Origin of the sequence: Corallococcus sp. EGB (genome assembly GCF_019968905.1) — a bacterium.
GTDB lineage: Bacteria > Myxococcota > Myxococcia > Myxococcales > Myxococcaceae > Corallococcus.
The window spans coordinates 3,534,822-3,559,653 of record NZ_CP079946.1 but is presented as its reverse complement, the minus strand read 5'-3'; the positions used below and the strand labels follow the sequence as shown (position 1 = coordinate 3,559,653).

Sequence of the window (24,832 nt, the reverse complement as noted above, 5' to 3'; positions counted from 1 at the left end):
CCGCGAAAACGGCATGATGCCATCCATTCATGGATATCTCCTGGGACGACGCCCGGCTGTTCCTCGCCATCGCGGAGACGGGCAGCTTCAGCGGGGCCGCGCGGCGGCTGCGCATCGGACAACCCACGGTGAGCCGGCGGCTCGCCGCGCTCGAATACACGGTGGGCGCGGCGCTGTTCCGCCGGAGCGTGGATGGCGCGGCGCTCACGGCGGCGGGAGAGCGGCTGCTCGTGCCCGCGAAGAAGATGGCGGAGTGGGCCGGGGAGCTGCACCGCGCGGCGGAGTCCTCGGACAGCTCCCCCCGGGGCATCGTGCGCGTGACGGCCACGCCCTTCATGAGCTTCGACTTCGTGGCCCCCTTCGCCGCCTTCGTCGCGCAGAAGAACCCGGGCCTGCGCCTGGAGGTGCAGTCCCAGATCCAGTACCAGGACCTGGCGCGCGGCGAGGCGGACCTCGCGCTGCGCGGGCGGCCTCCCACGAGCGCGGACCTGAAGCTCGTGGACACGCTGGAGGTCCCGAACGCCGTCTTCGTCTCCAAGGCCTTGAAGGCCCGGCTGCCCAAGAAGGTGACGCTCCAGCAGCTGCCCTGGGTCGCCTGGGCGCCGCCATTCGAGGCCGTCCCGCCCAACCCCCAGCTGGAGTCGATGATCCCCGGCTTCGCCCCGGCCTTCACGGCGGACAGCTACCTGGTGATGCTCGCGGCGGCGGAGGCCGGCCTGGGCGCGATGGTGCTCGCTCGCATGGCGCACCGCTTCACGCGCCCCACGCAGCTGGTGCCGCTGGAGCTGGACCTGGGGCCCTTCTCCCGCAGCCAGACGCACCTGGTGTGCGCGAGGTCCGCGCTGGACATCCCCCGCGTGAGACGTGTGTCGGAGCTGCTTCTTGAGGAGTTCCAACGGATTCGCGTGGGTCGATGAAAACCCCCAACGGACGCCGGCCCGCGTATTGTGCCCGCCATGCAATCCGCGCGTCCCGCAGCAGCCTCCTACGTCCTCATCGACGCCGAGAACGTCGACTGGGCTGTCTCCAACATCGTCGGGCGCAAGCCCGAGCCCCAGGACCGGGTGCAGTTCGACCGGCTCGTCGCCTTCTGTGACACGTACTTTCCCAAGCCCGTACGCTGCGTGGTGGTGCTCAACGCGCGCGGCGAGCAGCTGCCGGACGCGATGATTGGCTTCGTGCGCGCGCTGAAGTCCGCGGGCTGCGAGGTGGCGCTGCTGCACGGCCGTCCGGACCAGAAGGTCGTGGACCTGGGCATCCTGAAGCTCCTGGAGAACATCCGCACCCAGCGCCCGCAGGCGGCGGTGGGCCTGGCCAGCCACGACGGCGCGGACTTCGCGGAGGCGCTCAAGCCGCTGCTGGAGGAGAAGCGTCAGGTCGCCGTGCTGGGGCTGCGCGAGTACGTGAGCCAGAAGTTCCGCGAGCTCACCCCGCTGGGCCTGAAGGTCGTCGACCTGGAGCTCAACGCCCGCGTGTTCCAGCGTCCCCTGCCCCGGCTGCTGCCGGTCAACGTGGACGAGTTCGATCCCACGCTGTTCATCTAGCCGCGGTTTGCGCTCCGGAGTCCGCCCATGTCATCCGAGTCCGTCCCCTCGCGCGGTGCCGCTTCCGCCGCGCTGCACGCCCTGTTGGATGCGGAGTGGCAGTACTCACTCCAGCAGTACCCCACCTACGCGTCGCTCCTGGGGGACCGGCGCTGGAATGACCGGTGGGATGACCTGAGCCTCGCCGGGCTGGAGGCGGATCACCGGCACAGCCACGACGTGCTGCGCCGGCTCCAGGACGTGGACCGCGCCGCGCTGGACAGCGACGCGGACCGGCTGCACCTGGACCTCTTCCGCCGGATGCACGAGACGTGGATCGAGGAGTACGGGGTGAAGGCCCACCTGCTGCCCCTCAACCAGATGGGCTGCCTGCCGGAGGGCCTCAAGATGCCGCCGGGGCTCCAGACGGCGTACCAGCTGGCGGACACCCTGCGCTTCGAGACGGTGCAGGACTACGAGGACTGGGTGAAGCGGCTGGAGCGCTTCGGCACCTACGCGGAGCAGGTGGTGGCGCTGATGCGCGAGGGCATGCGCCAGCACCGCATCCACCCGCGCATCGTGCTCCAGCGCATCCCGCCGCAACTGGAGCGGCAGGTGGTGGAGGACCCGACGGCGAGCGGCTTCTACGGGCCCTTCACGCGCATGCCGAAGGACTTCGCGCCAGAGGACGCGCGGCGGCTCTCGCAGGCGGGCCGTGAGGCCATCGCGAACACGGTGGTGCCCGCGCTGAAGCGGGCCCTGGACTTCGTCCTCACGGAGTACCTGCCCGCCGCCCCGGAGACCGTGGGCGTGTGGCAGTTCCCGGACGGGGAAGCGATGTACACGGTGCTCGCGCGCCGGCACACGACGACGCGCCTGACGCCCGATGACATCCACGCGATGGGGCTCGCGGAGGTCCGGCGGCTGAGCGCGGAGCTGGATCAGGTGATGGCCCGCACGGGCTTCACCGGCACGCGGCAGGCCTTCTTCGAGAAGGTGCGCACGGACTCGCGCTTCTACGAGCCCACGGGCGAGTCGCTGCTCGCGCGCTACCGGGCGCTGGCCCGCCGCATTGATCCGCTGCTGCCCCGGCTGTTCCGGACGATGCCGAAGAAGCCCTACGTGGTCGAACCCATCCCGGAGGCCATGGCCCCGGACGTGACGACGGGCTTCTACTTCCCGGCGGCCGCGGACGGCTCGCGCCCGGGAACCTTCCAGGTGAACCTCTACCGGCCGGAGACGCGCCCCGTCTGGGAGATGGTGCCCCTGACGCTGCACGAAGCCGTGCCCGGCCACCACTTCCAGGTGTGCCTGGCCAATGAGCAGACGGACGTCCCGGACTTCCGCCGCTTCACGTCCTACGTGGCCTTCGACGAGGGCTGGGCGCTCTACGCCGAGTCCCTGGGCGACGAGCTGGGCCTGTATGACGACCCGTACGACAAGTTCGGCCAGCTCGCCTACGAGATGTGGCGTGCGGTGCGGCTGGTGGTGGACACCGGCCTGCACGCGAAGCGGTGGACGCGGAAGCAGGCGCTGGACTTCTTCATGGAGCACGCGCCGCGCCAGGAGCTGGACGTCACCAACGAGGTGGACCGCTACATCGCGTGGCCCGGCCAGGCGCTGGCGTACAAGGTCGGCCAGCTGCGGATCCGCGCGCTGCGCGACCGGGCGGAGGCCGCGCTGGGCGCGCGCTTCGACGTGAAGGCCTTCCACGACGAGGTGCTCCTCACGGGCTCGCTGCCGCTGGACGTGCTGGAGGCGAAGGTGGACGCGTGGGTGGCGCGGGAGTCCGCGTGAAGCGTCCGCTCGTCGCCGGGCTCCTCCTGGGAGGCGTGGCGCTGCTGGCGATGGCGGCCTGGGTCGCCGTGCGCAGTGCGCGGTACATCTCCCAGGAGGTGCACCCGCCCCGTCAGCCGGTGGGGAGCCCTCCGGAGGACGCGGAGTTCTCCAGCCTGCGCGACGTCGCGTTCCAGGACGCGGACGGCCTTCAGCTCAAGGGCTGGTACCTGCCTCCGCGCGACGGGGCGGTCGTCGTGCTGGTCCATGGGCTTTCGGGCAACCGCACGCAGCTCTTGCCCGAGGCGCGGTTCCTGGCGCGGGCGGGGTACGGCCTGCTGCTCTTCGATCTGGGCGCGCACGGTGAGAGCAGCGGGACGGTGTCCACCTACGGCGACCGCGAGGCCATCCAGGTGCGGGCGGCGGTGGACTTCGCCGCGCATCAGCCGGAGGTGGATGCGAAGCGCATCGGCGCGCTCGGGTTTTCGCTCGGAGGCTACTCCGTGCTGAAGGCCGCGGCCGAGGATCCGCGCCTCAAGGCCGTGGTGGTGGAGGCCGCCGCCGTGGCGCCCGCGCAGGCGCTCCAGGACGAGTTGGGACACTGGGGGCCCTTGGGCCTGTGGCCCGCGCTGGGCGTGATGAAGCGCGCGGGTGTCGACGTGAACGCGGTACAGCCCGCGCGAAACATGGCCGCGCTCGCGGGCCGCCCCGTCCTGTTGATCGCGGGCGCGGCGGATCCGTGGGTGCCGAGCGCCGCGCTGGAGGAGCTCCTGCGCCAGGGTCAAGGCCCCTGGGAGAAGTGGCTCGTACCCGGGGCGGGCCACGAGAACTATCTCCAGGCCGCGCCCGACGAATATCCACGTAAAGTGCAGGAGTTCTTTTCGCGCTTTCTCTGAATGCGGTGCCAGGGGAGCGGCCGAGGGCTCACCCGCATGTAAGGAATCTGCTCAGGCGCGATCAATCCATTCCAGGCATGGCATGCTCGGAGACCGGGTTGGCGCGCCTTTCCCATCCGCTTTCATTTCCAATGTTCGGAACCTAAAGGTCGGATGGCCCAGGGGGATATGTCCGTGGACGCAGCGCTCATGCAGACAGTGGTGGCGCACTTCACCGCGCAAGCGTCCCGAACACCCGATGCCGAGGCAGTCCGCTTCGACGGTGGGGGGCTGACGTACGCGGCGTTGGACCGCCGCTCCAACCAGCTCGCGCATCATCTGCGGGGACTGGGTGTCACCACGGACGTGCTCGTCGGCGTGTGCCTGGAACGGTCGGTGGAGATGGTGGTGGCGGTGCTGGCCGTGCTCAAGGCTGGCGGCGCGTATCTGCCATTGGACCCGGCCTACCCCGCGCCGCGTCTGGCTTTCATGTTGGAGGATGCGAAGGCGCCGGTGCTGCTCACCCAGGCGAGGCTGCGCGCGGGCCTGCCGGCCTTCGCGGGACCGGTGCTGTGCCTGGACGAATCCCCGGCCCTCTTCGCGCCGGAGGCCCCCGCCTCGCCGGTGGACGCGTCGAACCTGGACGGACTGGCCTACGCCATCTACACGTCCGGCTCCACGGGCACGCCCAAGGGCGTGGCCATGGGACACCGGCCGCTCGCCAACCTCATCGCGTGGCAGCTGGGCCAGTCCATCGCGGGGCCGGGCACGCGCACGCTGCAGTTCTCCCCGCTGTCCTTCGACGTGTCGTTCCAGGAGCTGTTCGGCACCTGGTGCTCTGGCGGAACGCTGGTGCTGGTGCGGGACGCGCTGCGGCTGGACGCCGTGCTGCTGTTGCAGCTGTTGGCGGACGAGCGCGTGGAGCGGCTGTTCCTGCCCTTCATCGCGCTGCAGAACGTGGCGGAGATCGCCACCTCGCACCAGAAGGTTCCGCCAGCCCTGCGCGAGGTCGTCACCGCGGGCGAGCAGCTCCAGGTGACGCACCACCTGCGCGCGTTCTTCGCCGCGCTGCCGGGCTGCGCGCTGCACAACCACTACGGCCCGTCGGAGACGCACGTCGTCTCCAGCTACGTGCTCCGGGGCTCACCCGACACGTGGCCCGCGCTGCCGCCCATCGGCCAGGCGGTGGACGGCTGCGAGCTGCTGGTGCTGGACGAGCAGAAGAAGCCCGTGCCGCGAGGCGAGTCCGGAGAGCTGTACCTCGCGGGCGTGTGTCTGGCGCGCGGCTACCTGCACCGCGAGGCGCTGACCGCGGAGCGCTTCGTGCAACACCCGCTCAAGCCCGGTGAGCGCGCGTACAAGACGGGCGACCTGGCGCGCGTGCTGCCGGACGGCAACGTGGAGTTCCTGGGCCGCATCGACGGCCAGGTGAAGGTGCGCGGCTACCGCATCGAGCTGGGCGAGATTGAAGTCGCGCTCGGCAGCCACCCGGCGGTGAAGCAGGTGGCGGTGGTGGCGCGCGAGGACGAGCCCGGCGACAAGCGGCTGGTGGCCTACGTCGTCCCGGACGGCACGCTGGAGCACACGGCCGGGACGCTGCGGCGCCACCTGTCCACGCGGGTGCCGGACTACATGGTGCCCTCCGCGTTCGTGCTGCTGGACGCCCTGCCGCGCACGCCCAGCGGGAAGATCGATCGCCGCGGACTCCCCGCCCCGCTGCCCACGCGGCCGGAGCTTCAGCAGGCGTATGTCTCGCCGCGCTCGCCGCTGGAGCGCACGCTCGCGGAGTCCTGGGCGCAGCTCTTGCGCATCGACCGGGTGGGCGTGCACGACAGCTTCTTCGAGTTGGGCGGCAACTCGCTGCTCGCGCTCCAGTGCGTGGCGCGGCTGCGGCAGGCGCACGGGCTGGAGATCCCCATCGTCCAGCTGTTCCAGTCTCCCACGGTGGCGCAACTCGCGGCGGTGCTGACCGGGGATGCGTCGCGCCCGTCGCTGCGGCAGCAGGTGGAGGCGCGGCAGGCGAAGCGCCAGCAGGCGGGCGGCGGCGCGGAGCCGGTGGCCATCATCGGCATGGCGGGCCGCTTCCCGGGCGCGCCCGACATCGAGTCGTTCTGGAAGAACCTGGTGGGCGGCGTGGAGTCCGTCGCCACCTTCACGCGCGAGGAGGTGGACCCCTCCGTGCCCGCCGCCGAGCGGGACGCCCCCGAGTACGTGCGGGCGCGCGGCATCCTGGACGGCGTGGAGCTGTTCGACGCGGCCTTCTTCGGCATCACGCCGAAGGAGGCGCAGGTGATGGATCCGCAGCAGCGCCTGTTCCTGGAGACGGCGTGGGAGGCGCTGGAGTCCGCCGGCGTCGTGCCGGAGACGTACCCCGGCCTCATCGGCGTCTTCGCGGGCACGCACAACAACAGCTACCAGCCGCTGCACGTGTTGCCCCGGCAGGACATCGTGGGGCGCGTGGGCGCCTTCCAGGCGATGGTGGCCAACGAGAAGGACTACGCGGCCACGCGCGTCGCGCACAAGCTGGACCTGCGCGGCCCCGCGTTGTCGCTCAACACCGCGTGCTCCACGTCGCTGGTCGCGGTGGCGCAGGCCTTCTGGGCGCTCCAGACGCACCAGTGCGACGTGGCGCTCGCGGGCGGCGCGTCCGTGACGGTGCCCCAGAAGTCCGGCCACCTGTACCAGGAGGGCGGCATGCTCTCCCAGGACGGGCACTGCCGCCCCTTCGACGCGAAGGCCACCGGCACCCTCTTCAGCGACGGCCTGGGCGCGGTGGTGCTCAAGCGCCTGTCGGACGCGCAGGCGGACGGCGACGTCATCCACGCGGTGCTGCGCGGCGTCGGCGTCAACAACGACGGCGCGGCCAAGGTGAGCTTCGCGGCACCGGGCGTGGAGGGGCAGGCCACCGCCATCGCGACGGCGCACGCGAACGCGGGCATTGATCCGCGCACCATCCGCTACGTGGAGGCGCACGGCACGGCGACGCCGCTGGGCGACCCCATCGAGGTGGAGGCGCTGTCGCAGGCGTTCCGCGCGCACACCTCCGACACGGGCTTCTGCGCCATCGGTTCGGTGAAGAGCAACTTCGGCCACCTCACCGCCGCGGCGGGCGTGGCGGGCCTCTTGAAGACGGTGCTCGCGATGAAGCACCGCGAGCTGCCGCCGACGCTGCACTTCCAGACGCCCAACCCGAAGATCGACTTCCCGCGCAGCCCCTTCTTCGTCCAGGCGAGGCGCTCCGCGTGGCCGGAGGGCACGGGCCCGCTGCGCGCGGGGGTGAGTTCGTTCGGCGTGGGCGGCACCAACGCGCACGTGGTGGTGGAGGAGGCCCCGGAGCGCCCCGCGTCCGGCCCATCGAAGCCGCGCCAGCTCTTGACGCTGTCGGCGAAGACGCCCGCGGCCCTGTCGCAGGCGGCGCTGCGGCTGGCCTCGCACCTCCAGGCGCATCCGGAGGAGCCTCTCCCGGACGTGGCGCATACGCTGGCCACGGGGCGCAAGGCGTTCCCGTTCCGCCGCGCCGTGGTGGCCGGCACCCATGAGGAGGCCGTGCGGGCGCTGACGGCAGCCGAGCCGGAGCCCTCCGGCCTGGAGTCCACGCCGCCCGTCGCGTTCCTCTTCCCGGGGCAGGGCTCGCAGCATCCGGACATGGCGCACGGGCTGTACCGCCACGCGCCGGCCTTCCGCGCCACGGTGGATGCGTGCGCGGAGGTGCTCAAGCCGCTGCTCGGACGTGACCTGCGCGAGGTGCTCTTCCCGAAGGATCCCGAGTCCCCCGAGGCCGCGGAGGCACTGCGCCAGACGTCGTTCGCGCAGACGGCGCTGTTCACGGTGGAGTACGCGCTCGCGCAGCTCTGGTGGAGCTGGGGTGTGCGGCCGGGCGCGCTCGTGGGCCACAGCGTGGGCGAGTTCGTCGCCGCGTGCCTCGCGGGCGTCTTCACGCTGGAGGACGCGCTGCACCTGGTGGCGAAGCGCGGCCAGCGGATGCAGGCGCAGGCGCCGGGCAGCATGCTGTCGGTGCGCCTGTCCGCTGAAGCAGTGGCGCCCCGGCTGACGGACGGGCTGGCCATCGCGTCGGACAACGGGCCGCGCCTGTGCGTGGTGTCCGGCCCCACCGGGGCCGTGCAGCGGTTGCAGGCCACCCTGGAGGCGGAGGGCACCGCGTGCCGGATGCTCCAGACGTCGCACGCGTTCCACTCGCCGATGATGGACGCCGCGGTGGCGCCCTTCCTGGAGGCGGTGAGGGGCGTGCGCCTGTCCGAGCCGCGCATCCCCATCGTCTCCACGGCGACGGGCACCTGGCTCAAGGCCTCCGAGGCCACCTCTCCCGAGTACTGGGCGCGGCACCTGCGCGACACGGTGCGGTTCTCGCCCGCGCTGCGCACGCTCTGGGACAAGGGCGAGCACCTCCTGCTGGAGGTGGGCCCGCGCGCGACGCTCGCCACGCTGGCGCGGCAGCAGGCCACGGCGGACCAGCGCTCGCGCGTCTTCGCGTCCCTGGGCGAGTCCACCGGCGATGCCGCGGACTGGACTGCCCTCCTGAACGCCGCGGGCCAGCTCTGGCGCCGGGGCGTGCCCCTGGACTGGCGCGCCTTCCATGCCGACGAGCAGCGCCAGCGCGTCACCCTTCCCACGTATCCCTTCCAGAGGCAGCGCCACTGGATCGACCTCGAGCGGGCGCCAGTGCCCGCCCCCACTCTCTCCACCGGAGTCGTCGTGAGCCCCGCCCCTGTTCCCCGTGCCGAGCGTCTTGTCCCGACCCTGCGCAGCTTGTTCGAGGAGCTGAGCGGCCTGGAGCTGGCCGACGCGGATCCGGGCGCGAGCTTCCTGGAGCTGGGGCTGGATTCGCTGGTGCTCACGCAGGCGGCGCTCGCGGTGCAGAAGCAGTTCGGCGTGAAGGTGACCTTCCGGCAGCTCCTGGAGGAGGTCTCGTCGCTGGGGCAGCTCGCCGCGTACCTCGACAGCCACATGCCTCCGGAGACCGCGTCCGCGCCCACCGCGCAGCTCACCGCGAGCATCCTCGCGCAACCGCAGGTCGCTCCGTCCGCCGCGTTCCAGGCCCAGACTCCGACGGCTGTCGCCGCCCTCCCCGCGCAGTTCGCCTCCGCCGGTGCCGCGTTCCAGGCCCAGGCGATGGCCGCCCCCGCCGGCAGCCTCCAGGCGGTCGTCGCGCAGCAACTCTGGCTGATGACCCAGCAGCTCGCGCTGCTCTCCGGTCAGCCCGCGCAGCCCCTGGCCCCGCAGACCTTCGCCCAGGCCCCCGCCGAGCCGGTCCAGGCCGCGCAGCCGCAGGCCGCCCAGGCCCAGCCCGCGCCCGCCGCCGCGCCCGACGAGGCCGACCTCAAGGGCCCGGTGAAGTACGACGTGAAGAAGGCCTTCGGCGCCATCGCGCGCATCAGCCTCGCGCCGAAGGACTCGCTCACGCCGCGCCAGCAGACGTTCCTGGACGACTTCACCCGCCGCTACAACGCGAAGACGCAGGGCTCCAAGCGCTACGCCCAGGAGAACCGCGGTCACTTGTCGGATCCGCGCGTGGTGACGGGCTTCCGTCCGCTGCTCAAGGAGATCATCTACCCGTTGGCCGTGAACCGCTCGAAGGGCTCCCGGCTCTGGGACGTGGACGGCAATGAGTACGTGGACGCGCTCAACGGCTTCGGCTCCGTGATGTTCGGCCACGCGCCGGACTTCATCACCCAGGCCGTGCGCCAGCAGGTGGAAGACGGCTACGAGCTGGGGCCCATGCACCCCCTGGCCGGCGAGGTCGCGAAGCTCGTCTGTGAGTTCACCGGCGCGGACCGCGCGGCGCTCTGCAACACCGGCTCCGAGGCGGTGATGGGCGCGATGCGCATCGCCCGCACCGTCACCGGCCGCAGCACCATCGCCATCTTCACCGGCAGCTACCACGGCATCTTCGACGAGGTGCTGGTGCGCGGCACCAAGAGCCTGCGCACGGTGCCGGCCGCCCCGGGCATCATGGCGGGCGCGGTGCAGGACGTGCTCGTGCTGGACTACGGCACGCCGGAGTCGCTCGAAACCCTGCGCGCCCGCGCGGACTCGCTGGCGGCCATCATGGTGGAGCCCGTGCAGAGCCGCCGCCCGGACTTCCAGCCGCGCGAGTTCCTGCACCAGCTGCGCGACCTCACCCAGAAGTCCGGCTCCGTCTACATCTTCGACGAGGTCATCACAGGCTTCCGCATGCACCCGGGCGGCGCCCAGGCCCTCTTCGGCGTACAGGCGGACGTGGCCACCTACGGCAAGGTCGTGGGCGGCGGAATGCCCATTGGCGTCATCGCGGGCAAGCGCCCGTTCATGGACGCGCTGGACGGCGGCCACTGGCAGTACGGCGACGACTCCGTGCCCACCGTGGGCGTGACGTACTTCGCCGGCACGTTCGTGCGCCACCCGTTGGCGCTCGCCGCCGCGAAGGCCGCGCTGGAGCACATGAAGGCCGCGGGCCCGGAGCTGCAACGGAGCGTGAGCGCCAAGGCGGACACGCTCGCCAGCGCGCTCAACGCGTTCTTCGACGAGGTGGGCGCCCCGCTGCGCATCAAGCACTTCGGTTCGCTGTGGAAGACGTTCGTCACGTCGGACGTCGCGAACGCGGACCTGCTGTTCTGCCTGCTGCGCGACAAGGGCATCCACATCTGGGATGGCTTCCCGTGCTTCTTCACCACGGCGCACTCGGACGCGGACGTGCGGCGGCTCATCACCGCGTTCCAGGACAGCGTCACGGAGCTGCAGGACGCGGGCTTCCTGCCCGGCACGGCGCGCCCCCAGCCGCAGGCCCCCGCCGCCTTCGATTCCAGCCAGCCTCCCGTCCCCGGCGCCCGCCTGGGGCGTGATCCGCAGGGCAACCCCGCCTGGTTCGTCCCGCACCCCACGGTGCCCGGCAAGTTCGTCAAGCTGAGCGAGACCCGATGAAGACCCCCGCGCCCCCGATGCAGGACATGCCCGACGACTTCGATCCATTCGCCGGGCCCGCGCTGCTGCTCACCGCGCCCTCCACCGAGCCCCAGCGCGAGGTGTGGACCGGCGTGCAGATGGGCCCGGACGCGTCGTGCGCCTTCAACGAGTCCATGTCCGTGCGGCTGCAAGGCCCACTGGACGTCGAGTGCCTGCGCGCCGCGCTCCAGGACCTGCTGGAGCGGCACGAAGCGCTGCGCACGACGTTCAGCGCGGACGGTCTCACCCTGTGCGTGGCCGCCTCCACGCCCTTCCCGCTGGAGGTGCTGGCGCTGGACGCACTGCCGCCCTCCGAGCGCGACGCCCGCGTTCGCGAGCTCCTGGCCCACGAGGTGGAGACGCCGCTGCCCCTGGAGGCCGGGCCACTCGTGCGCCCGCGCCTTGCGCGGCTGTCCCCCGGGGAGCACCTGCTGACGCTGACCGCGCACCACATCGTGTGCGACGGCTGGTCCATGGCGGTGATGCTGCGCGACCTGGCGACGTTCTACTCGGCGCACGTGCGGCGCACGCCGCACACGCTTTCGCCCGCGCCCGCGTTCAGTGACTACGCCCGCGCGCAGGCGCAGCTGGCCACGACGCCGGAGTACGCGGAGCACGAGCGCTACTGGTTGAAGCAGTTCTCCGGCGCGCTGCCCGTGCTGGAGCTGCCGTTGGACCGGCGCCGCCCGCCGTCGAAGACGTACAGCTCCCGGCGCGAGGACTGCGTCCTGGAGCCCGCGCTCGTGGAGCAACTCAAGCGCGTGGGCGCGCGCCACGGCGGCAGCTTCTTCACCACGCTCCTGGCGGGCTTCAAGGCCCTGCTGCACCGGCTCACGGGGCTGGAGGACGTGGTCGTGGCCATCCCCGCCGCGGGCCAGTCCGTGGCCGGGTTGAAGGACCTGGTGGGCCACTGCGTGAACTCGCTGCCTTTGCGCAGCAACGTGGCCGCGGAGGCGCCCTTCACGCAGGTGCTCAAGCAACTGCGCACCACGATGCTCGATGCCTACGAGCATCAGGAGTACACGTTCGGCACGCTGCTCAAGCAGCTGGCGCTGCCGCGCGACCCCAGCCGCCTGCCGCTGGTCAACGTGCTGTTCAACGTGGATCAGGCCGTCACGGGTGAGCAGCTGGAGTTCCAGGGCCTCACCTGCACCCTGGCGAGCAACCCGCGCCACTTCGAGAACTTCGACCTCTTCATCAACGCGGCCGAGGCTCATGGCCGCGTGGTGCTGGAGTGCCAGTACAACACCGACCTCTTCGACGGCTCCACGGTTCGCCGCTGGATGGCGTGTTACGAAGAGCTGCTGCGAGGCGTGGTCGCGGACGCGGAGTGTCCCGTGTCGCGCCTGCCGCTGCTGCCGGACGCGGAGAAGCAGCGCGTGCTGGTGGACTGGAACGCCACCGAGAAGCCGTTCGACCGTCAGGCCTTCGTGCACACGCTCGTGGCCGCGCAGGCCCGGACCACACCTGACGCGGTGGCGCTGCGCGCGGGGGACGTGACGCTCACGTACCAGCAACTGCTCCAGCGCGCCCATCAGGTGGCGCATGGGCTGAAGCAGCAGGGCGTCACCGCCGGCAGCCTCGTGGGCCTCTTCACGAACCGTGGCGCGGACATGGTGGTCGGCCTTTTGGGCATCCTTGAAGCGGGCGCGGGTTACGTGCCGCTCGACCCCGGCTTCCCGCCCGAGCGTCTGGCCTTCATGGTCGAGGACGCGAAGCTCTCCACCATCCTCACGCAGCAGGCGCTGGTGGCGTCCCTTCCGTCCACGAACGTGAAGCCGCTGCTCATCGAGGACACCGCCTCGCAGCCGGACTCCGCGCTCCCGGCGCAGGAAATGTCTCCGGAGGCCGTGGCGTACGTCATCTACACGTCGGGTTCGACGGGCAAGCCCAAGGGCGTGCGCGTGCCGCACCGGGCGGTGGTGAACTTCCTGGGCACCATGCAGGAGGCTCCGGGCCTCTCGGCCCAGGACGTGCTGCTGGCCGTCACCACGCTCTCCTTCGACATCGCCGTGCTGGAGCTGCTGCTGCCGCTCACCTCCGGCGCCCAGGTGGTGCTCGCCTCGCGCGACACCGCCTCCGACGGTGCGCTGCTCAAGGCGGCCCTCGATGCCAACGCCGTCACCGTCATGCAGGCCACGCCCTCCGCCTGGCGCCTCCTGCTGGAGGCCGGCTGGCAGCCCCGCCCCGGCTTCAAGGCCCTCTGCGGGGGTGAGGCCCTTCCGCGTGAATTGGCCGAGGCGCTCCTCTCCCGTATCGCCAGCCTGTGGAACATGTACGGCCCCACGGAGACCACCGTCTGGTCCACCACCTGGCGCGTGCAGCCTCCCCTCTCCTCCATCCGCATCGGCCGCCCCATCGCCAATACCCAGCTCTACCTCCTCGACTCTCACCGGGCCCCCGTGCCGGTGGGCGTCGCGGGTGAGCTCTACATCGGCGGCGACGGCGTGACGCTGGGCTACCTGCACCGTCCGGAGTTGACGCAGGAGCGCTTCCTGGCCAACCCCTTCCGCCCCGGCGAGCGCATGTACCGCACGGGCGATTTGGCCCGGTGGCTCGCCGACGGCACGGTGGAGTACCTGGGCCGCAACGACTCGCAGGTGAAGCTGCGTGGCTTCCGCATCGAGCTGGGGGAAGTCGAGGCGGCGCTCGCCTCGCATCCCTCCCTCGCCCAGGCCGTCGCCCTCGTTCGCGAGGACCGCCCCGGCGACCGCCGCCTCGTCGCGTACCTCATCGCCCGGCCCGGACAGACGATTCCGTCGGACGAAGCCCTTCGCGCGCACCTCAAGCAGGGGCTGCCAGAGTACATGGTGCCGCAGCACTTCGTGGCACTGCCTGCGCTGCCGCTCACGCCGAACGGCAAGGTGGATCGCAAGGCCCTGCCATCTCCGCAGGTGGAGTCGCAGGAGGACGCCTACGTCGCGCCTCGCGATGAGACGGAGCAGAAGCTCGCGGCCATCTTCGCGGAGGTGCTGGGGCTGCGCCGGGTGAGCGTCACCGCGGACTTCTTCCGGCTGGGCGGCCACTCGCTGCTGGCGTCGCAGGCCCTCACGCGCGCGAGCCGTGACCTCGACGTGAGCCTCACGCTGCGCCGCATGTTCGAGGCTCCCACCGTGGAGAAGCTGGCCCGGCTGGCGCGCGGCGATGATGGCGCCATGAACCGAGCGCAGCGCATCTCGCCCCGTGCGGGCACCGCGCCCGCGCCGCTGTCCCTCATGCAGCAGCGGCTGTGGTTCCTGGAGCAGCTCAACCCGGGCACGGCCGTCTACAACCTGCCCTCCGCGTTCCGCCTCCACGGCGCGCTGGACGTGGGCGCGCTGCGCTTCAGCTTCAACAAGCTGCTGGAGCGCCAGGCGTCGCTGCGCACCTTCGTGCGGTGGGACGAGGGCACGCCGGTGCAGCACGTGGCCCCGTCCCTGACGGTGGAGCTGGAGCCGGTGGACCTGGAGCCCGTCCCCGCGCACCAGCGCGAGGAGGACCTGCTGCGCCGCCTCCAGGCGCTGGCGGACGAGTCCATCCCCATCACCGCGCCGCCGCTGTTCCGGCTGACGCTGTTCCGGCTGGGCGCCACCGAGCACGTCCTCTTCTTCATGCCCCATCACCTCATCTGGGATGGGTGGTCGTTCGACGTGTTCCTGCGCGACCTGGACATCATCTACTCCGCGCTCACGAAGGGACAGGAGCCCAAGCTCCCCACGCTGCCCATCCAGTACGCGGACTTCACCGAGTGGCACCGCAACTGGCTCCAGGGCGAGGAGTTGGAGCGGCAGGCGCGCTACTGGAAGGGGAAGCTCTCCGGGAACCTGCCGGCGCTGGAGCTGCCCACGGACAAGCCGCGCCCCGCGCAGATGAGCCTCCAGGGCGGCACCGAGCCGTTCGTCCTCACCGGCGCGGAGGTGGACGCGCTCACGAAGCTGGGCCGCGAGTCCAACGCCACGCTGTACATGGTGCTGCTCACGGCGTTCAAGACGCTGTTGCACCGCTACAGCGCCCAGGAGGATCTGGTCGTGGGCACGCCCATCCGGGGCCGCTCGCATCCGGAGGTCGAGGACCTGCTGGGCTTCTTCGTCAACACGCTCGTGCTGCGCACGCAGTTGTCGCCAGAGCTCACGTTCCGGCAACTGCTGGAGCGCGTGCGCACCACGTGCATGGAGGCGTTCGGCCACCAGGACATGCCCATCGAGCTGCTCATGCAGCAGTTGGGCGTGCAGCGCGACCTGAGCCGCACGCCGCTGTTCCAGACGTTCTTCACCTTCCAGGACGTGCGCAACCGCGGCTCCAGCCTGGGGGACATCACCTACGGACAGGTGCACGTGCACGCGCACGCGACGCCGCTGGACCTGAGCTTCTGGGTGAAGGAGACGGCGAACGGCATCGTCGGCGGCATGGACTACAACACCGACCTGTTCGAGCGGGACACCATCCTCCGCATGCTCGAGCAGATCCGCACGCTGCTGCGCGCCGCGGTGTCCGACGCGGAGGTGCCGGTGTCCCGGCTGTCGCTGCTGCCGGACGCGGAGAAGCAGCGCGTGCTGGTGGACTGGAACGCCACCGAGAAGCCGTTCGACCGTCAGGCCTTCGTGCACACGCTCGTGGCCGCGCAGGCCCAGGCCACGCCTGACGCGGTGGCGCTGCGCTCCGGAGCGACGACGCTCACCTACCGACAGCTCCAGCAGCGCAGCCACCAGGTGGCGAACGCGCTCAGGCAGGAGGGTGTCACCGCCGGAAGCCTCGTCGGCCTCTTCACCGAGCGCGGTCCGGACATGGTGGTGGGCCTCCTGGGCATTCTCGAAGCGGGCGCGGGTTACGTGCCGCTCGACCCCGGCTTCCCGCCCGAGCGGCTGGCCTTCATGGTCGAGGACGCGAAGCTCTCGCTCGTCCTCACCCAGCGCGCGCTCCAGGGCACCCTGCCCTCCACCACGGCGAAGGCCCTCTTCGTCGAGGACACCACGTCGCAGGCAGACACGGCCCCCGAGGTCTCCGGCATCACGCCCGAAGCCGTGGCGTACGTCATCTACACGTCGGGTTCGACGGGCAAGCCCAAGGGCGTGCGCGTGCCGCACCGGGCGGTGGTGAACTTCCTGGGCACCATGCAGGAGGCTCCGGGCCTCTCGGCCCAGGACGTGCTGCTGGCCGTCACCACGCTCTCCTTCGACATCGCCGTGCTGGAGCTGCTGCTGCCACTCACCTCCGGCGCCCAGGTGGTGCTCGCCTCGCGCGACACCGCCTCCGACGGTGCGCTGCTCAAGGCGGCCCTCGATGCCAACGCCGTCACCGTCATGCAGGCCACGCCCTCCGCCTGGCGCCTCCTGCTGGAGGCCGGCTGGCAGCCCCGCCCCGGCTTCAAGGCCCTCTGCGGGGGTGAGGCCCTTCCGCGTGAATTGGCCGAGGCGCTCCTCTCCCGTGTCGCCAGCCTGTGGAACATGTACGGCCCCACGGAGACCACCGTCTGGTCCACCACCTGGCGCGTGCAGCCTCCCCTCTCCTCCATCCGCATCGGCCGCCCCATCGCCAATACCCAGCTCTACCTCCTCGACTCTCACCGGGCCCCCGTGCCGGTGGGCGTCGCGGGTGAGCTCTACATCGGCGGCGATGGCGTGACGCTGGGCTACCTCCACCGTCCGGAGTTGACGCAGGAGCGCTTCCTGGCCAATCCCTTCCGCCCTGGCGAGCGCATGTACCGCACGGGCGATTTGGCCCGGTGGCTGGCCGACGGCACGGTGGAGTACCTGGGCCGCAACGACTCGCAGGTGAAGCTGCGTGGCTTCCGCATCGAGCTGGGTGAAGTCGAAGCGGCGCTCGCTTCGCATCCCTCCCTTGCCCAGGCCGTCGCCCTCGTTCGCGAGGATCGCCCCGGTGACCGTCGCCTCGTCGCGTACCTCGTGACGAAGCCGGGCCAGGCGTACACGGACACGGAGCTGCGCAAGCACCTGCGCTCGCAGCTGCCGCAGTACATGGTGCCGCAGCACTTCGTGGAGCTGGAGGCCCTGCCGCTGACTCCGAACGGCAAGGTGGACCGCAAGGCCCTGCCGCCTCCGGCGGGCACCTCGCGTCCCGCCGAGGACGCCTTCGTCGCGCCGCGCACGCCGACGGAGCAGCACCTGGCGCGCATCTGGCGGGAGGTGCTGGGCATCGCGCAGGTTGGCGTGCACGACAACTTCTTCAACATCGGCGGGCACTCGCTCCTGTCCTTCCAGGTGGTGATGCGCGTCAAGAAGGAGCTGAACCAGGAGCTGCACCCGCGCACGCTCCTGCTCAACACGCTGGAGCAGGTGGCCTCGCAGCTCGTGCCCGCGACGCCAGCTCCCGCGGCCACGCCCAAGGCACAGCACGTCCCGTCGACAAAGCCTGCCGCGCAGGAGACTTCTGTTCCCCTGGCGCAACGCTTGTTCAATAAGCTGAAGGGGAAACTGCCGGGGCGCTCGGACTGAGCGGCCCTTCGAGGAGAGTGGTCCCACCGTGACGCCCTGCTTCTTTGGCACCTCCGAGCGACAACTCTTCGGCATGCACCACCCGGCGCAAGGCGCCGAGCGCACCACCGGGGTGGTGCTCTGCTATCCCGCCGCCCAGGAGTACATGCTGACGCACTGGGCATTCCGGAAGCTGGCCGGGATGCTCGCGCGCGAGGGCTTCCACGTCTTCCGCTTCGACTATTACGGCACGGGGGACTCGGCCGGAGAGGTCCACGAGGGCCGCGTGTCCACGTGGGTCCAGGACATCCGCCACGCCGCCAATGAATTGCAGGACGTGACGGGCGTGCAGCGCGTGGCGCTCGTGGGCTTCCGGCTGGGCGCGGCGCTCGCGGTGCGCGCGGCCCTGGAAGGGTTGTCCACCGCCGCGCTCGTGCTCTGGGAGCCGTTGGTGGAGGGCGCGGCCTGGATCCGGGAACTGGAGCAACTCCAGCAGCGCCGGGCCGCCCGCACGCTCTTTCCCAGGCCCGAGAGTCCGGTGGAGGTGCGCCAGGAGCTGCTCGGCTTCGCGTTCCCCCGCGCCCTGCACGACGACATCCTCGCGTTGGACCTGGCGGCGCTGCCCACGTGGCCCGCGACGCGCACGCACCTGGTGGCCGGTGCGCCGAAGCCCGAGTATGCGCGCCTCCAAGCGCACCTGGAGAAGACGGGCCTGCCCTCCCAGCACCACCTGGTGCCCGAGGAGGGCGCGGGCGGCCAGGAGTCCGCGCTCCTGTCCAACCGCATCCTGCAGACCATCACCACGCTCCTGAAGGAGGCCGCGTGATGCGCGAGCGCATCTGTACCTTCGGCCCCGAGCTGAGCCTCGTGGGCATCCTCACGGAGCCTGATCCGGCGAAGGCGCTGCCGGGGGCGCCCACCGTGGTGCTCTCCAACGTGGGCCTCAACCACCACGTGGGTCCGTACCGGCTCTGGGTGGAGCTGGCGCGGCAGCTGGCGGGGCGAGGCTTCTCCACGCTGCGCTTCGACCTGTCCGGCCTGGGCGACAGCCGCCCCCGCCGCGAGGGCGGCGCTGATGAATTCCAGCGCGCTCGCGAGGAGACGCGCGCGGCGCTCGACTATCTGGAGCAGAAGAAGGGCCACCAGCGCTTCGCGCTCATCGGGCTGTGCTCCGGGGTGGACAGCGCGCACGCGGTGACGGTGGCGGATCCGCGCGTGGTGGGCGCGGCCTTCATCGACGGGTACACGTACCGCACGCTGGGCTATCACCTGCGCTTCCACCTGCGTTATCTGAGTCCCCGCCGGTGGTCGCGCTTCCTGCGCAAGCGCAAGCTGCCCGCCCAGCTGCGTGAGGCCGGCGAGGCCGACGAGGTCTACACGCGCGAGTACCCGGAGCGGGAGCAGCTGACGCAGGACTACCAGCACCTGCTGGAGCGCGGCGTCAGCCTGTGCTTCGTGTTCTCCGGCGGCATGGGGCTGTCCTTCAACCACGAGGGGCAGTTCTACGAGATGCTCTCGCCGCTGAAGTTGGAAGGCCGCGTCACCTACGCCTTCTACCCGCGCGCGGATCACCTCTTCTCCGTGCCGGAGGACCGCGCGGAGCTGTTGCGCAAGCTCACCGCGTGGGCCGTGGGCACGGTGCCGCCGCGTGCCCTGGCGGGCTGACGGCCGCCTGTCCGCTCACCAGGCGGGGGACGCGGCTCCAGGCCGGGGGTGCGTCAAGCGCTTGTTTCCCACCCGACGGTCGCCACCTTCGAAGCACACACGTTCTTCGAAGGAGAGCCACCGATGAAGCTCCCCCTGATGGCAGCACTGGCGGCACTCGCCCTCTCCGGTCAGGCGTTCGCGCAGAGCCACACCGACCACGAGACGCCGCCCCTGCAGGACCCGTCCACGGACGCGCCCCGGGACAGCGCGGAGCGCTGGGACAAGGCCACGGGCGGCTCGGGCTCCTCGGGCGTCCTGGCCCCGGATGACGACAGCCTCCTGACTCCGGAGCACGTCGATGAAGGCGTGGGTGGCTCCGGTTCGACCGAGCAGGGGACCAACAGCACGGGCGAGAATTCAGCCGCCGCGAAGCCGCGCGCGCCGAACTCCGGCACCCCGGGCAACAAGGGGGCGAAGATGGAGGTGACGCCGCCAGCCTGGGACAAGAACAAGGACATCGGCAGCTCCGCGAGCCCCACCACGGGCACGCCGCCGGTGGAAGGCAGCGCGGGCAACTGACGCGGAGGTTCCACAGCCCTGGCGGATTCTTGCGGCGGGTCCGCGAGCGGGACGACCGCTCGCGGCCGTCGCACTGCTGCGTCTGGCGCGAGCGACAGGGGCGGCCCTGCATCGCCAGACGTCATCTACCCCTTGTGGGGGAGAGACCCCCGGGCCTCCAGACCGGTAAATCCTTGCATGGACCGGTTGGACGGAGGCCTGTCGGATGAATCTCACCACACGCGAACAGGCGCTCCTGCTCGAGCTGACCCAGGCACTTTCCAGCTCATTGGACTTGACCGAGGTCCTGGCTCGCGCACAGGGGATCCTGACGCAATTGCTCCCTTGCGACTATGCGGCGCTGTGCGTGTCGAGACCGGAGCGACCCGGTGACTACGAGTGGTTGGGATTGGGGGCGCCGGGCATCCTCCTGACCCACTATCCAGAGCTGGCAGCGGTTGATTTCGGCCCCGAGCCGCCCATGCCACCATCCGACGTGCCCTTGCGCGCCTCGGGAGCGCGGTCACGCAAGGAATTGACGCGCAGCCTGCTCTACCTGCGCTGCCGGGAGATGGGGCTGCCCCTGGAGCAGGTGATGGCGGTGCTCCTGGACCTGCGGCAGGACTGGCACGGAAGCCTGGCCGTGTACCGGGAGCACACCCTGCCCTTCTCCGAGCGGGAGCAGGCGCTCCTCGAGGACCTGAAGCCCTACCTGACGAACACGGTGCGCAACTGCCGCCTCTTCGGGCACGAGGCATTGCGTGGCGACCTGTTGGATGCCCTCTTCCGTCATCAGGGGGCCGAGTGCGTCGTGATGGATCCCCCGGAGCACGAGAGGCTGCGGACGCCCGGAGCGACGGAGCTCCTGCGCCGCTGGTACCCGGAGGAGATGGAGGCGGACGATTCGCGGCTGCCCCAGGAGCTGCGCGAGCACCTGGAGCGCCTCCAGGCGCTGGGGCCGAAGCGGGCCTCGGGCGTGGACACGTGGATGCGCGCCGGAGGGAAGCACGACCTTCAGGTCACCTGCGTGCAACTGCCCGAGCAACGCGGCAGCCGCCCCTGGGTGCTGGTGCTGCAGGAGTGCTCGCGGGCCATCCCGATGCCGGAGCCCTGGCGAGAGAAGCTCTCCCACCGTGAGGTGGAGGTGGTCCAGGGAGTCCTCCGCAACTGGGCGAACGAGACCATCGCGGAGGACCTGGGCCTGTCGCTGAACACGGTGAAGACGCACCTGCGCAACATCTTCCCCAAGCTGGGAATCGAGAGCCGGACGGACCTCCTCTACCAGGCTGCCTGGAGACGGAAGTCGTGCTGAGGAGGTCCGCAAGTTCGCTCACGGATCCCGGAAGAACTTGGGGAACAGGATGCGCGTGGTGCGGGCGGAGTGGAGCAGCGCGGCCTGCTCCTCCGGCGAGGTGACGGCGCGCAGGGCGGACTCCAGGTCGGCCACGTGGTCGCCGTCCGCGGCGCCGTGGCCCTTGAGGAAGAGGACCGCCTTGTGGATGTTGGGGATGCCGCTCTCCGCGATGAGGCGGTCCACCGAGCCCGGGGCCCGGTTCACGGAGAGGTACTCCAGCACGTAGGCCGTGCCCAGGAACGCGGTGGGAACGCCGGACTGCGTGGTGAAGCGGTTCCACTCCACGTAGGCGCGCACGGCGGGGCTGATGGTCGCGCGCTCCACGCGCTCCTGCGTCCAGCCCAGGGCCTTCAGGTCCTTGAGCAGCCACTCCTCATGGCCCTGCTCCTCGCGAGCCTTCTGGAACAGCAGCTCCGCGAGCACGGGGTTGCGGCCCTCGCGGTGCACTCGCTCGCCGGACTCGGCGCAGAACTCCGCGCTCCAGCGCACGTACTGGTACGACTGGACGAGGTAGTGGACGTAGTCGTCCTGGCGGATGCGCCCCTCGAAGAGGCGCTGGACGCCCGGCGTCGCATCCAGCTCATGCACGAGCATCCGCGCCTCGTGCCGCAGGGAGTCCAGCCAGTCCGTCTTCGTGTGCTCATGCTTGGGCTGCTTGCACATACACGTCTCCTGACAGGGGCCCGTGAAGGCCCGGTGGGTGTTGCGTTGGGGGTGAAGGGAGAGCGGAGCGCGCCGGCCGGAACTCAGGCGGCGTCAGCGTCCAGCGAGTCGAAGAGCTTCAGCGTGCGCGGGGGAATGGCATCCAGCGCGGCGACGAGCGGCACGGTGAAGCGATTGAAGGTGGGATCGAAGTGAGGCGGCGCGATGAAGCGTGCGCCCATCTTGTCCGCGAACAGCGACAGGATGCTCGGCATGCGCAGGGCCTGCAGGTGTCCCTGGCGAGCGCGGGCGCGCTGCTCCGGCGTGAGGCGGGGCGCCAGGGGCTCCACGGGCGGCGGAGGAAAGTCCCGGGTCCGCACGCGGAAGGCGTCGGTCACCCAGCCGCGTCGCGAGGCGGCCAGATAGTAGAGGTCTGCCTCTTCTTGTGAGTCGGTCTCCATGTTGGCCGCGGCGATCCAGTGGGTGACGCCGCGCTTGCGGCTCTCACGGTAGAGGCCCGCCTGGAGTTCCAGCGTCGCCTTGAAAGGGCTGCCGTGGGAGGCGCAGTAGCGCGTGGTCTCCGCGAACACGCGGTCCGGCGCGACCATCTCCGACAGGTCGAGCTTCTTCTCGATGTCCAGCCCCACCACCGTGTCCGCGAAGGCGGCCACCTCCGCGTTGGGGGTCAGCAGCCGGGCGGTCGCCACCGGCTCCCCGTCCGCGTAGACGACCACGTGGGCGGTGGTCCGGAGCGTGTCGAAGCAGTCCGCCTCGCGCGGGGCCCGTGGCCGCCGGGGCCCCAGCATCCGCATCTCCTCGCCGAAGACCTGGTAACGGACGCGGAGGGCGTCATCCAATTCGCGCTGCGCAGTGGCGACACGGCAACTCAATGAAGACATGGCGGGTCTCGCTTTCACGGTGCCTGCCGGACTGTGTGTCCGGCCCCGACCTTTCATTCGTCGCCGCTTGCATGAGTGCGCTCGCGGGTTGTCTTTTTTCGCGAGGCCCGGCCAATCGCGTAGTGCTGCTCAACGGCAATGGTTTCGACGGACCTCCCTGGTCGGCCCGTGTGACATTGGCGAATCCGGAGGATGACGCGTATCCACGGATTGACTGTTATTTCCGGGATGAGGCGTGCCGAGCTATCGACGCGTGGAAGAAATCCAGGGGCTCCCAGCCGCCCGCGTCGCATTGAAACACGGGTCGTTTCCGATCCAGGGGGATCGCGAAAGACTCACTGGCCTCAAAGACAGTACCACTTGAGAGGTAGAGACACCGATCCTCCTTGCCGCCAACCTCTCGGCTCGGACGGAGACGCTCCGCCGTCGAACTCTACAGGCCTGTAGCGAAAGTCCATACGGACCGTAGCCACCGGAAAGTGGGCGCGCGCATGTCAATGAGGTGTGGGGGATGAGCAGTCCATCGCGAGAGCAAGGACGTGACCTTCACGAACGGATCCTGGGCGGGGACAGGACGGCATCCGTGGACGTCTTCCTGACGTTCAGGGAGCCCCTGATCCGGGCATTGAAAAGGAACCCAGGCTGTAACGATGACGATGCCTACGACTCGGCGATCGACGCGATGTACGCGTACTTCAAGGAGCCCCAAAGGTACGACCCGCAGAAGAGTAGCCTGAAGACCTACCTAGGACGAATTGCCCTCCGAAGGGCCCAGGATCGCCACCGCTCCTCCAACGCCCGGACGCTCCGAGACCAGATTTTCGCGACCCTTGTCGAAGTCTGGTCCGCGCCTCCGAACAAGGCCATGGAGACCAGCGCGGAGGTACGTCTGATTCTGGAGAAGATCGACCAAGCCAGCTTTTCGGAAAGGGACAAGGCCTTTCTCCGCTGCATGTTCTCCGGGGAGCGGTCCACGGACCAGTTGGCGGAGGTGCTGGGGATCAGGCACCTGCCCCAGCTCGAACTCCGGCGAGAGGTGAAGCGAAACCAGGACCGCCTCAAGCAGGCGCTGAAGCGCCTCTTCGAGGAGGGATACGATGACGAATCCTGATTGGTTGAAGCGAGCGGTGGAGCGCAGCACGGGCGAAGCAGGAATGCTCGGCCATGTATTCCATGCGTACCGCCAAATGGAGAAGCTTTCGGAGGACTCGCTGGTCCAGCGGCTGGGGTGCACGCCAGACGTGCTCCAGTGGCTGTCACTCTGCCTGACGCCGGATGGACCCGACTTCGAGGAGCAGACCCGGGGCATCGCAGACCGTTTCGAGGTCGACCTCCAGAAGCTCGTGCACGTGCTCCGGCGCGTCCAGGTCCAGCAAGCATTGGCGAAGCCCACGGTCATCCAAGGCAGCCCGATAGATATCGCGGCCCGGGACCGCGAAGACGAAGAGGAAGAAGACCTCTTCGAGGACGAGTTCGAGCCATGAGTGAGCAATGGCTGGAGGAGGCCATCGCGGTGAGCAGGCTCTCCTTCCCACCGGAGTTCCCCCGCGACATCGCGGCGGTGGCCCCACTGCGCCATCCGCTCGATCTCGTGGGAATGCCAGGCCTGACGGCGGAGGGCATACGCCAATGGCTCGTTCAACGCGGCCGACCGGCTGAACTCAGAGGAGCCAACCGTAGGCTCTACGGATGCATGGTGGCCCGGGCGGGGACTGCGGCGTTGTTTTTCGACAGCGATGACTCCGAGGCGGAACAGCGATTCACCCTGGCCCACGAGGTGGCGCACTACGTGCTCGACCACCTCCTGCCCAGGGCCCGGGCCCTGGAGTTCTTTGGTAAGGACATCCTGCCGGTCCTCGACGGCGAAAGGCACCCAAGGCTGGACGAGTACATGGACTCGCGGTTCAGCGACGTCCCCCTGGGCCTCCAAGTGCACCTGATGGACCGGGGTGCAGGGGGACGCGTGGACTCGAGTTCCGTGCTGGAGGCGGAACAACAGGCGGACCGCCTAGCCCTGGAGTTCCTCGCGCCCGTGGAGGTGGCTCGCGCGGAGCTGAAAGAAGTGTCCGTCATGGACGGCCCCCGGCGGCTGGAGGCCCGCTTCGGGCTACCGACCTCGGCGGCGCGGACCTACGCCCGGATGCTGCGTCAGCGTCGCCATCCACCGGAGCTCTCAGTCCTCGACTTCCTGGGTGATGACGAAAGGTGA

Annotated in this window: 15 protein-coding genes; 13 read left to right on the top strand and 2 right to left on the bottom strand. The window is 70.3% G+C overall.

Features of this window, described 5'->3' with window-relative positions; translation table 11 throughout:
• Window positions 1-29: 29 nt before the first annotated feature.
• The 10 genes from KYK13_RS14900 (at window position 30) to KYK13_RS14855 (ending at window position 21,040) form a co-directional block, all read left to right on the top strand.
• Window positions 30-917: a LysR family transcriptional regulator gene (locus KYK13_RS14900; RefSeq protein WP_223645103.1), complete on the top strand. Its 888-nt coding sequence runs from the start codon at window positions 30-32 to the stop codon at window positions 915-917.
• 39 nt (window positions 918-956) lie between these two features.
• Window positions 957-1,544, top strand: a complete 588-nt coding sequence (locus KYK13_RS14895) for an NYN domain-containing protein (RefSeq protein WP_223645102.1) — start codon at window positions 957-959, stop codon at window positions 1,542-1,544.
• A gap of 27 nt (window positions 1,545-1,571) precedes the next feature.
• Window positions 1,572-3,320 (top strand): DUF885 family protein, encoded by a 1,749-nt coding sequence (locus KYK13_RS14890; protein ID WP_223645101.1) that lies wholly within the window; start codon window positions 1,572-1,574, stop codon window positions 3,318-3,320.
• Entirely contained in the window at window positions 3,317-4,195 is an 879-nt protein-coding gene (locus KYK13_RS14885) for an alpha/beta hydrolase (protein ID WP_223645100.1), read from the top strand. The genes KYK13_RS14890 and KYK13_RS14885 overlap by 4 nt, the downstream gene beginning before the upstream one ends.
• 174 nt (window positions 4,196-4,369) lie before the next feature.
• Window positions 4,370-11,092, top strand: a complete 6,723-nt coding sequence (locus KYK13_RS14880) for a polyketide synthase (protein WP_223645099.1) — start codon at window positions 4,370-4,372, stop codon at window positions 11,090-11,092.
• The gene (locus KYK13_RS14875) at window positions 11,089-17,544 is read left to right on the top strand and encodes a non-ribosomal peptide synthetase (protein WP_223645098.1); all 6,456 of its coding nucleotides are present in this window, start codon (window positions 11,089-11,091) and stop codon (window positions 17,542-17,544) included. The genes KYK13_RS14880 and KYK13_RS14875 overlap by 4 nt, the downstream gene beginning before the upstream one ends.
• A gap of 28 nt (window positions 17,545-17,572) precedes the next feature.
• Window positions 17,573-18,349: an alpha/beta fold hydrolase gene (locus tag KYK13_RS14870; protein ID WP_223645097.1), complete on the top strand. Its 777-nt coding sequence runs from the start codon at window positions 17,573-17,575 to the stop codon at window positions 18,347-18,349.
• Window positions 18,349-19,188 (top strand): alpha/beta fold hydrolase, encoded by an 840-nt coding sequence (locus tag KYK13_RS14865; RefSeq protein ID WP_223645096.1) that lies wholly within the window; start codon window positions 18,349-18,351, stop codon window positions 19,186-19,188. Before KYK13_RS14870 ends, KYK13_RS14865 begins: the two co-directional genes overlap by 1 nt.
• 123 nt (window positions 19,189-19,311) lie before the next feature.
• Window positions 19,312-19,749: a hypothetical protein gene (locus KYK13_RS14860; RefSeq protein ID WP_223645095.1), complete on the top strand. Its 438-nt coding sequence runs from the start codon at window positions 19,312-19,314 to the stop codon at window positions 19,747-19,749.
• A gap of 346 nt (window positions 19,750-20,095) precedes the next feature.
• Window positions 20,096-21,040 carry a helix-turn-helix transcriptional regulator gene (locus tag KYK13_RS14855; protein ID WP_223645094.1) on the top strand — a complete coding sequence of 315 codons (945 nt, stop codon included), beginning with the start codon at window positions 20,096-20,098 and terminating at the stop codon, window positions 21,038-21,040.
• A gap of 18 nt (window positions 21,041-21,058) precedes the next feature.
• Here the strand turns inward: KYK13_RS14855 and KYK13_RS14850 are convergent, their stop codons facing one another.
• Both KYK13_RS14850 and KYK13_RS14845 read right to left on the bottom strand, forming a co-directional pair.
• The gene (locus tag KYK13_RS14850; RefSeq protein WP_223645093.1) at window positions 21,059-21,745 is read right to left on the bottom strand and encodes an iron-containing redox enzyme family protein; all 687 of its coding nucleotides are present in this window, start codon (window positions 21,743-21,745) and stop codon (window positions 21,059-21,061) included.
• 83 nt (window positions 21,746-21,828) lie between these two features.
• Window positions 21,829-22,623, bottom strand: coding sequence for a GNAT family N-acyltransferase (locus KYK13_RS14845; RefSeq protein WP_223645092.1), 795 nt, complete (start codon window positions 22,621-22,623; stop codon window positions 21,829-21,831).
• Window positions 22,624-23,206: 583 nt separating this feature from the next.
• Between KYK13_RS14845 and KYK13_RS14840 the strand changes: the two genes are divergently transcribed.
• The 3 genes from KYK13_RS14840 (at window position 23,207) to KYK13_RS14830 (ending at window position 24,832) form a co-directional block, all read left to right on the top strand.
• Window positions 23,207-23,734 carry an RNA polymerase sigma factor gene (locus tag KYK13_RS14840; RefSeq protein ID WP_223645091.1) on the top strand — a complete coding sequence of 176 codons (528 nt, stop codon included), beginning with the start codon at window positions 23,207-23,209 and terminating at the stop codon, window positions 23,732-23,734.
• Between the two features lie 76 nt (window positions 23,735-23,810).
• Window positions 23,811-24,107 carry a hypothetical protein gene (locus tag KYK13_RS14835; protein WP_223645090.1) on the top strand — a complete coding sequence of 99 codons (297 nt, stop codon included), beginning with the start codon at window positions 23,811-23,813 and terminating at the stop codon, window positions 24,105-24,107.
• Window positions 24,104-24,832 carry an ImmA/IrrE family metallo-endopeptidase gene (locus tag KYK13_RS14830; RefSeq protein ID WP_223645089.1) on the top strand — a complete coding sequence of 243 codons (729 nt, stop codon included), beginning with the start codon at window positions 24,104-24,106 and terminating at the stop codon, window positions 24,830-24,832. The genes KYK13_RS14835 and KYK13_RS14830 overlap by 4 nt, the downstream gene beginning before the upstream one ends.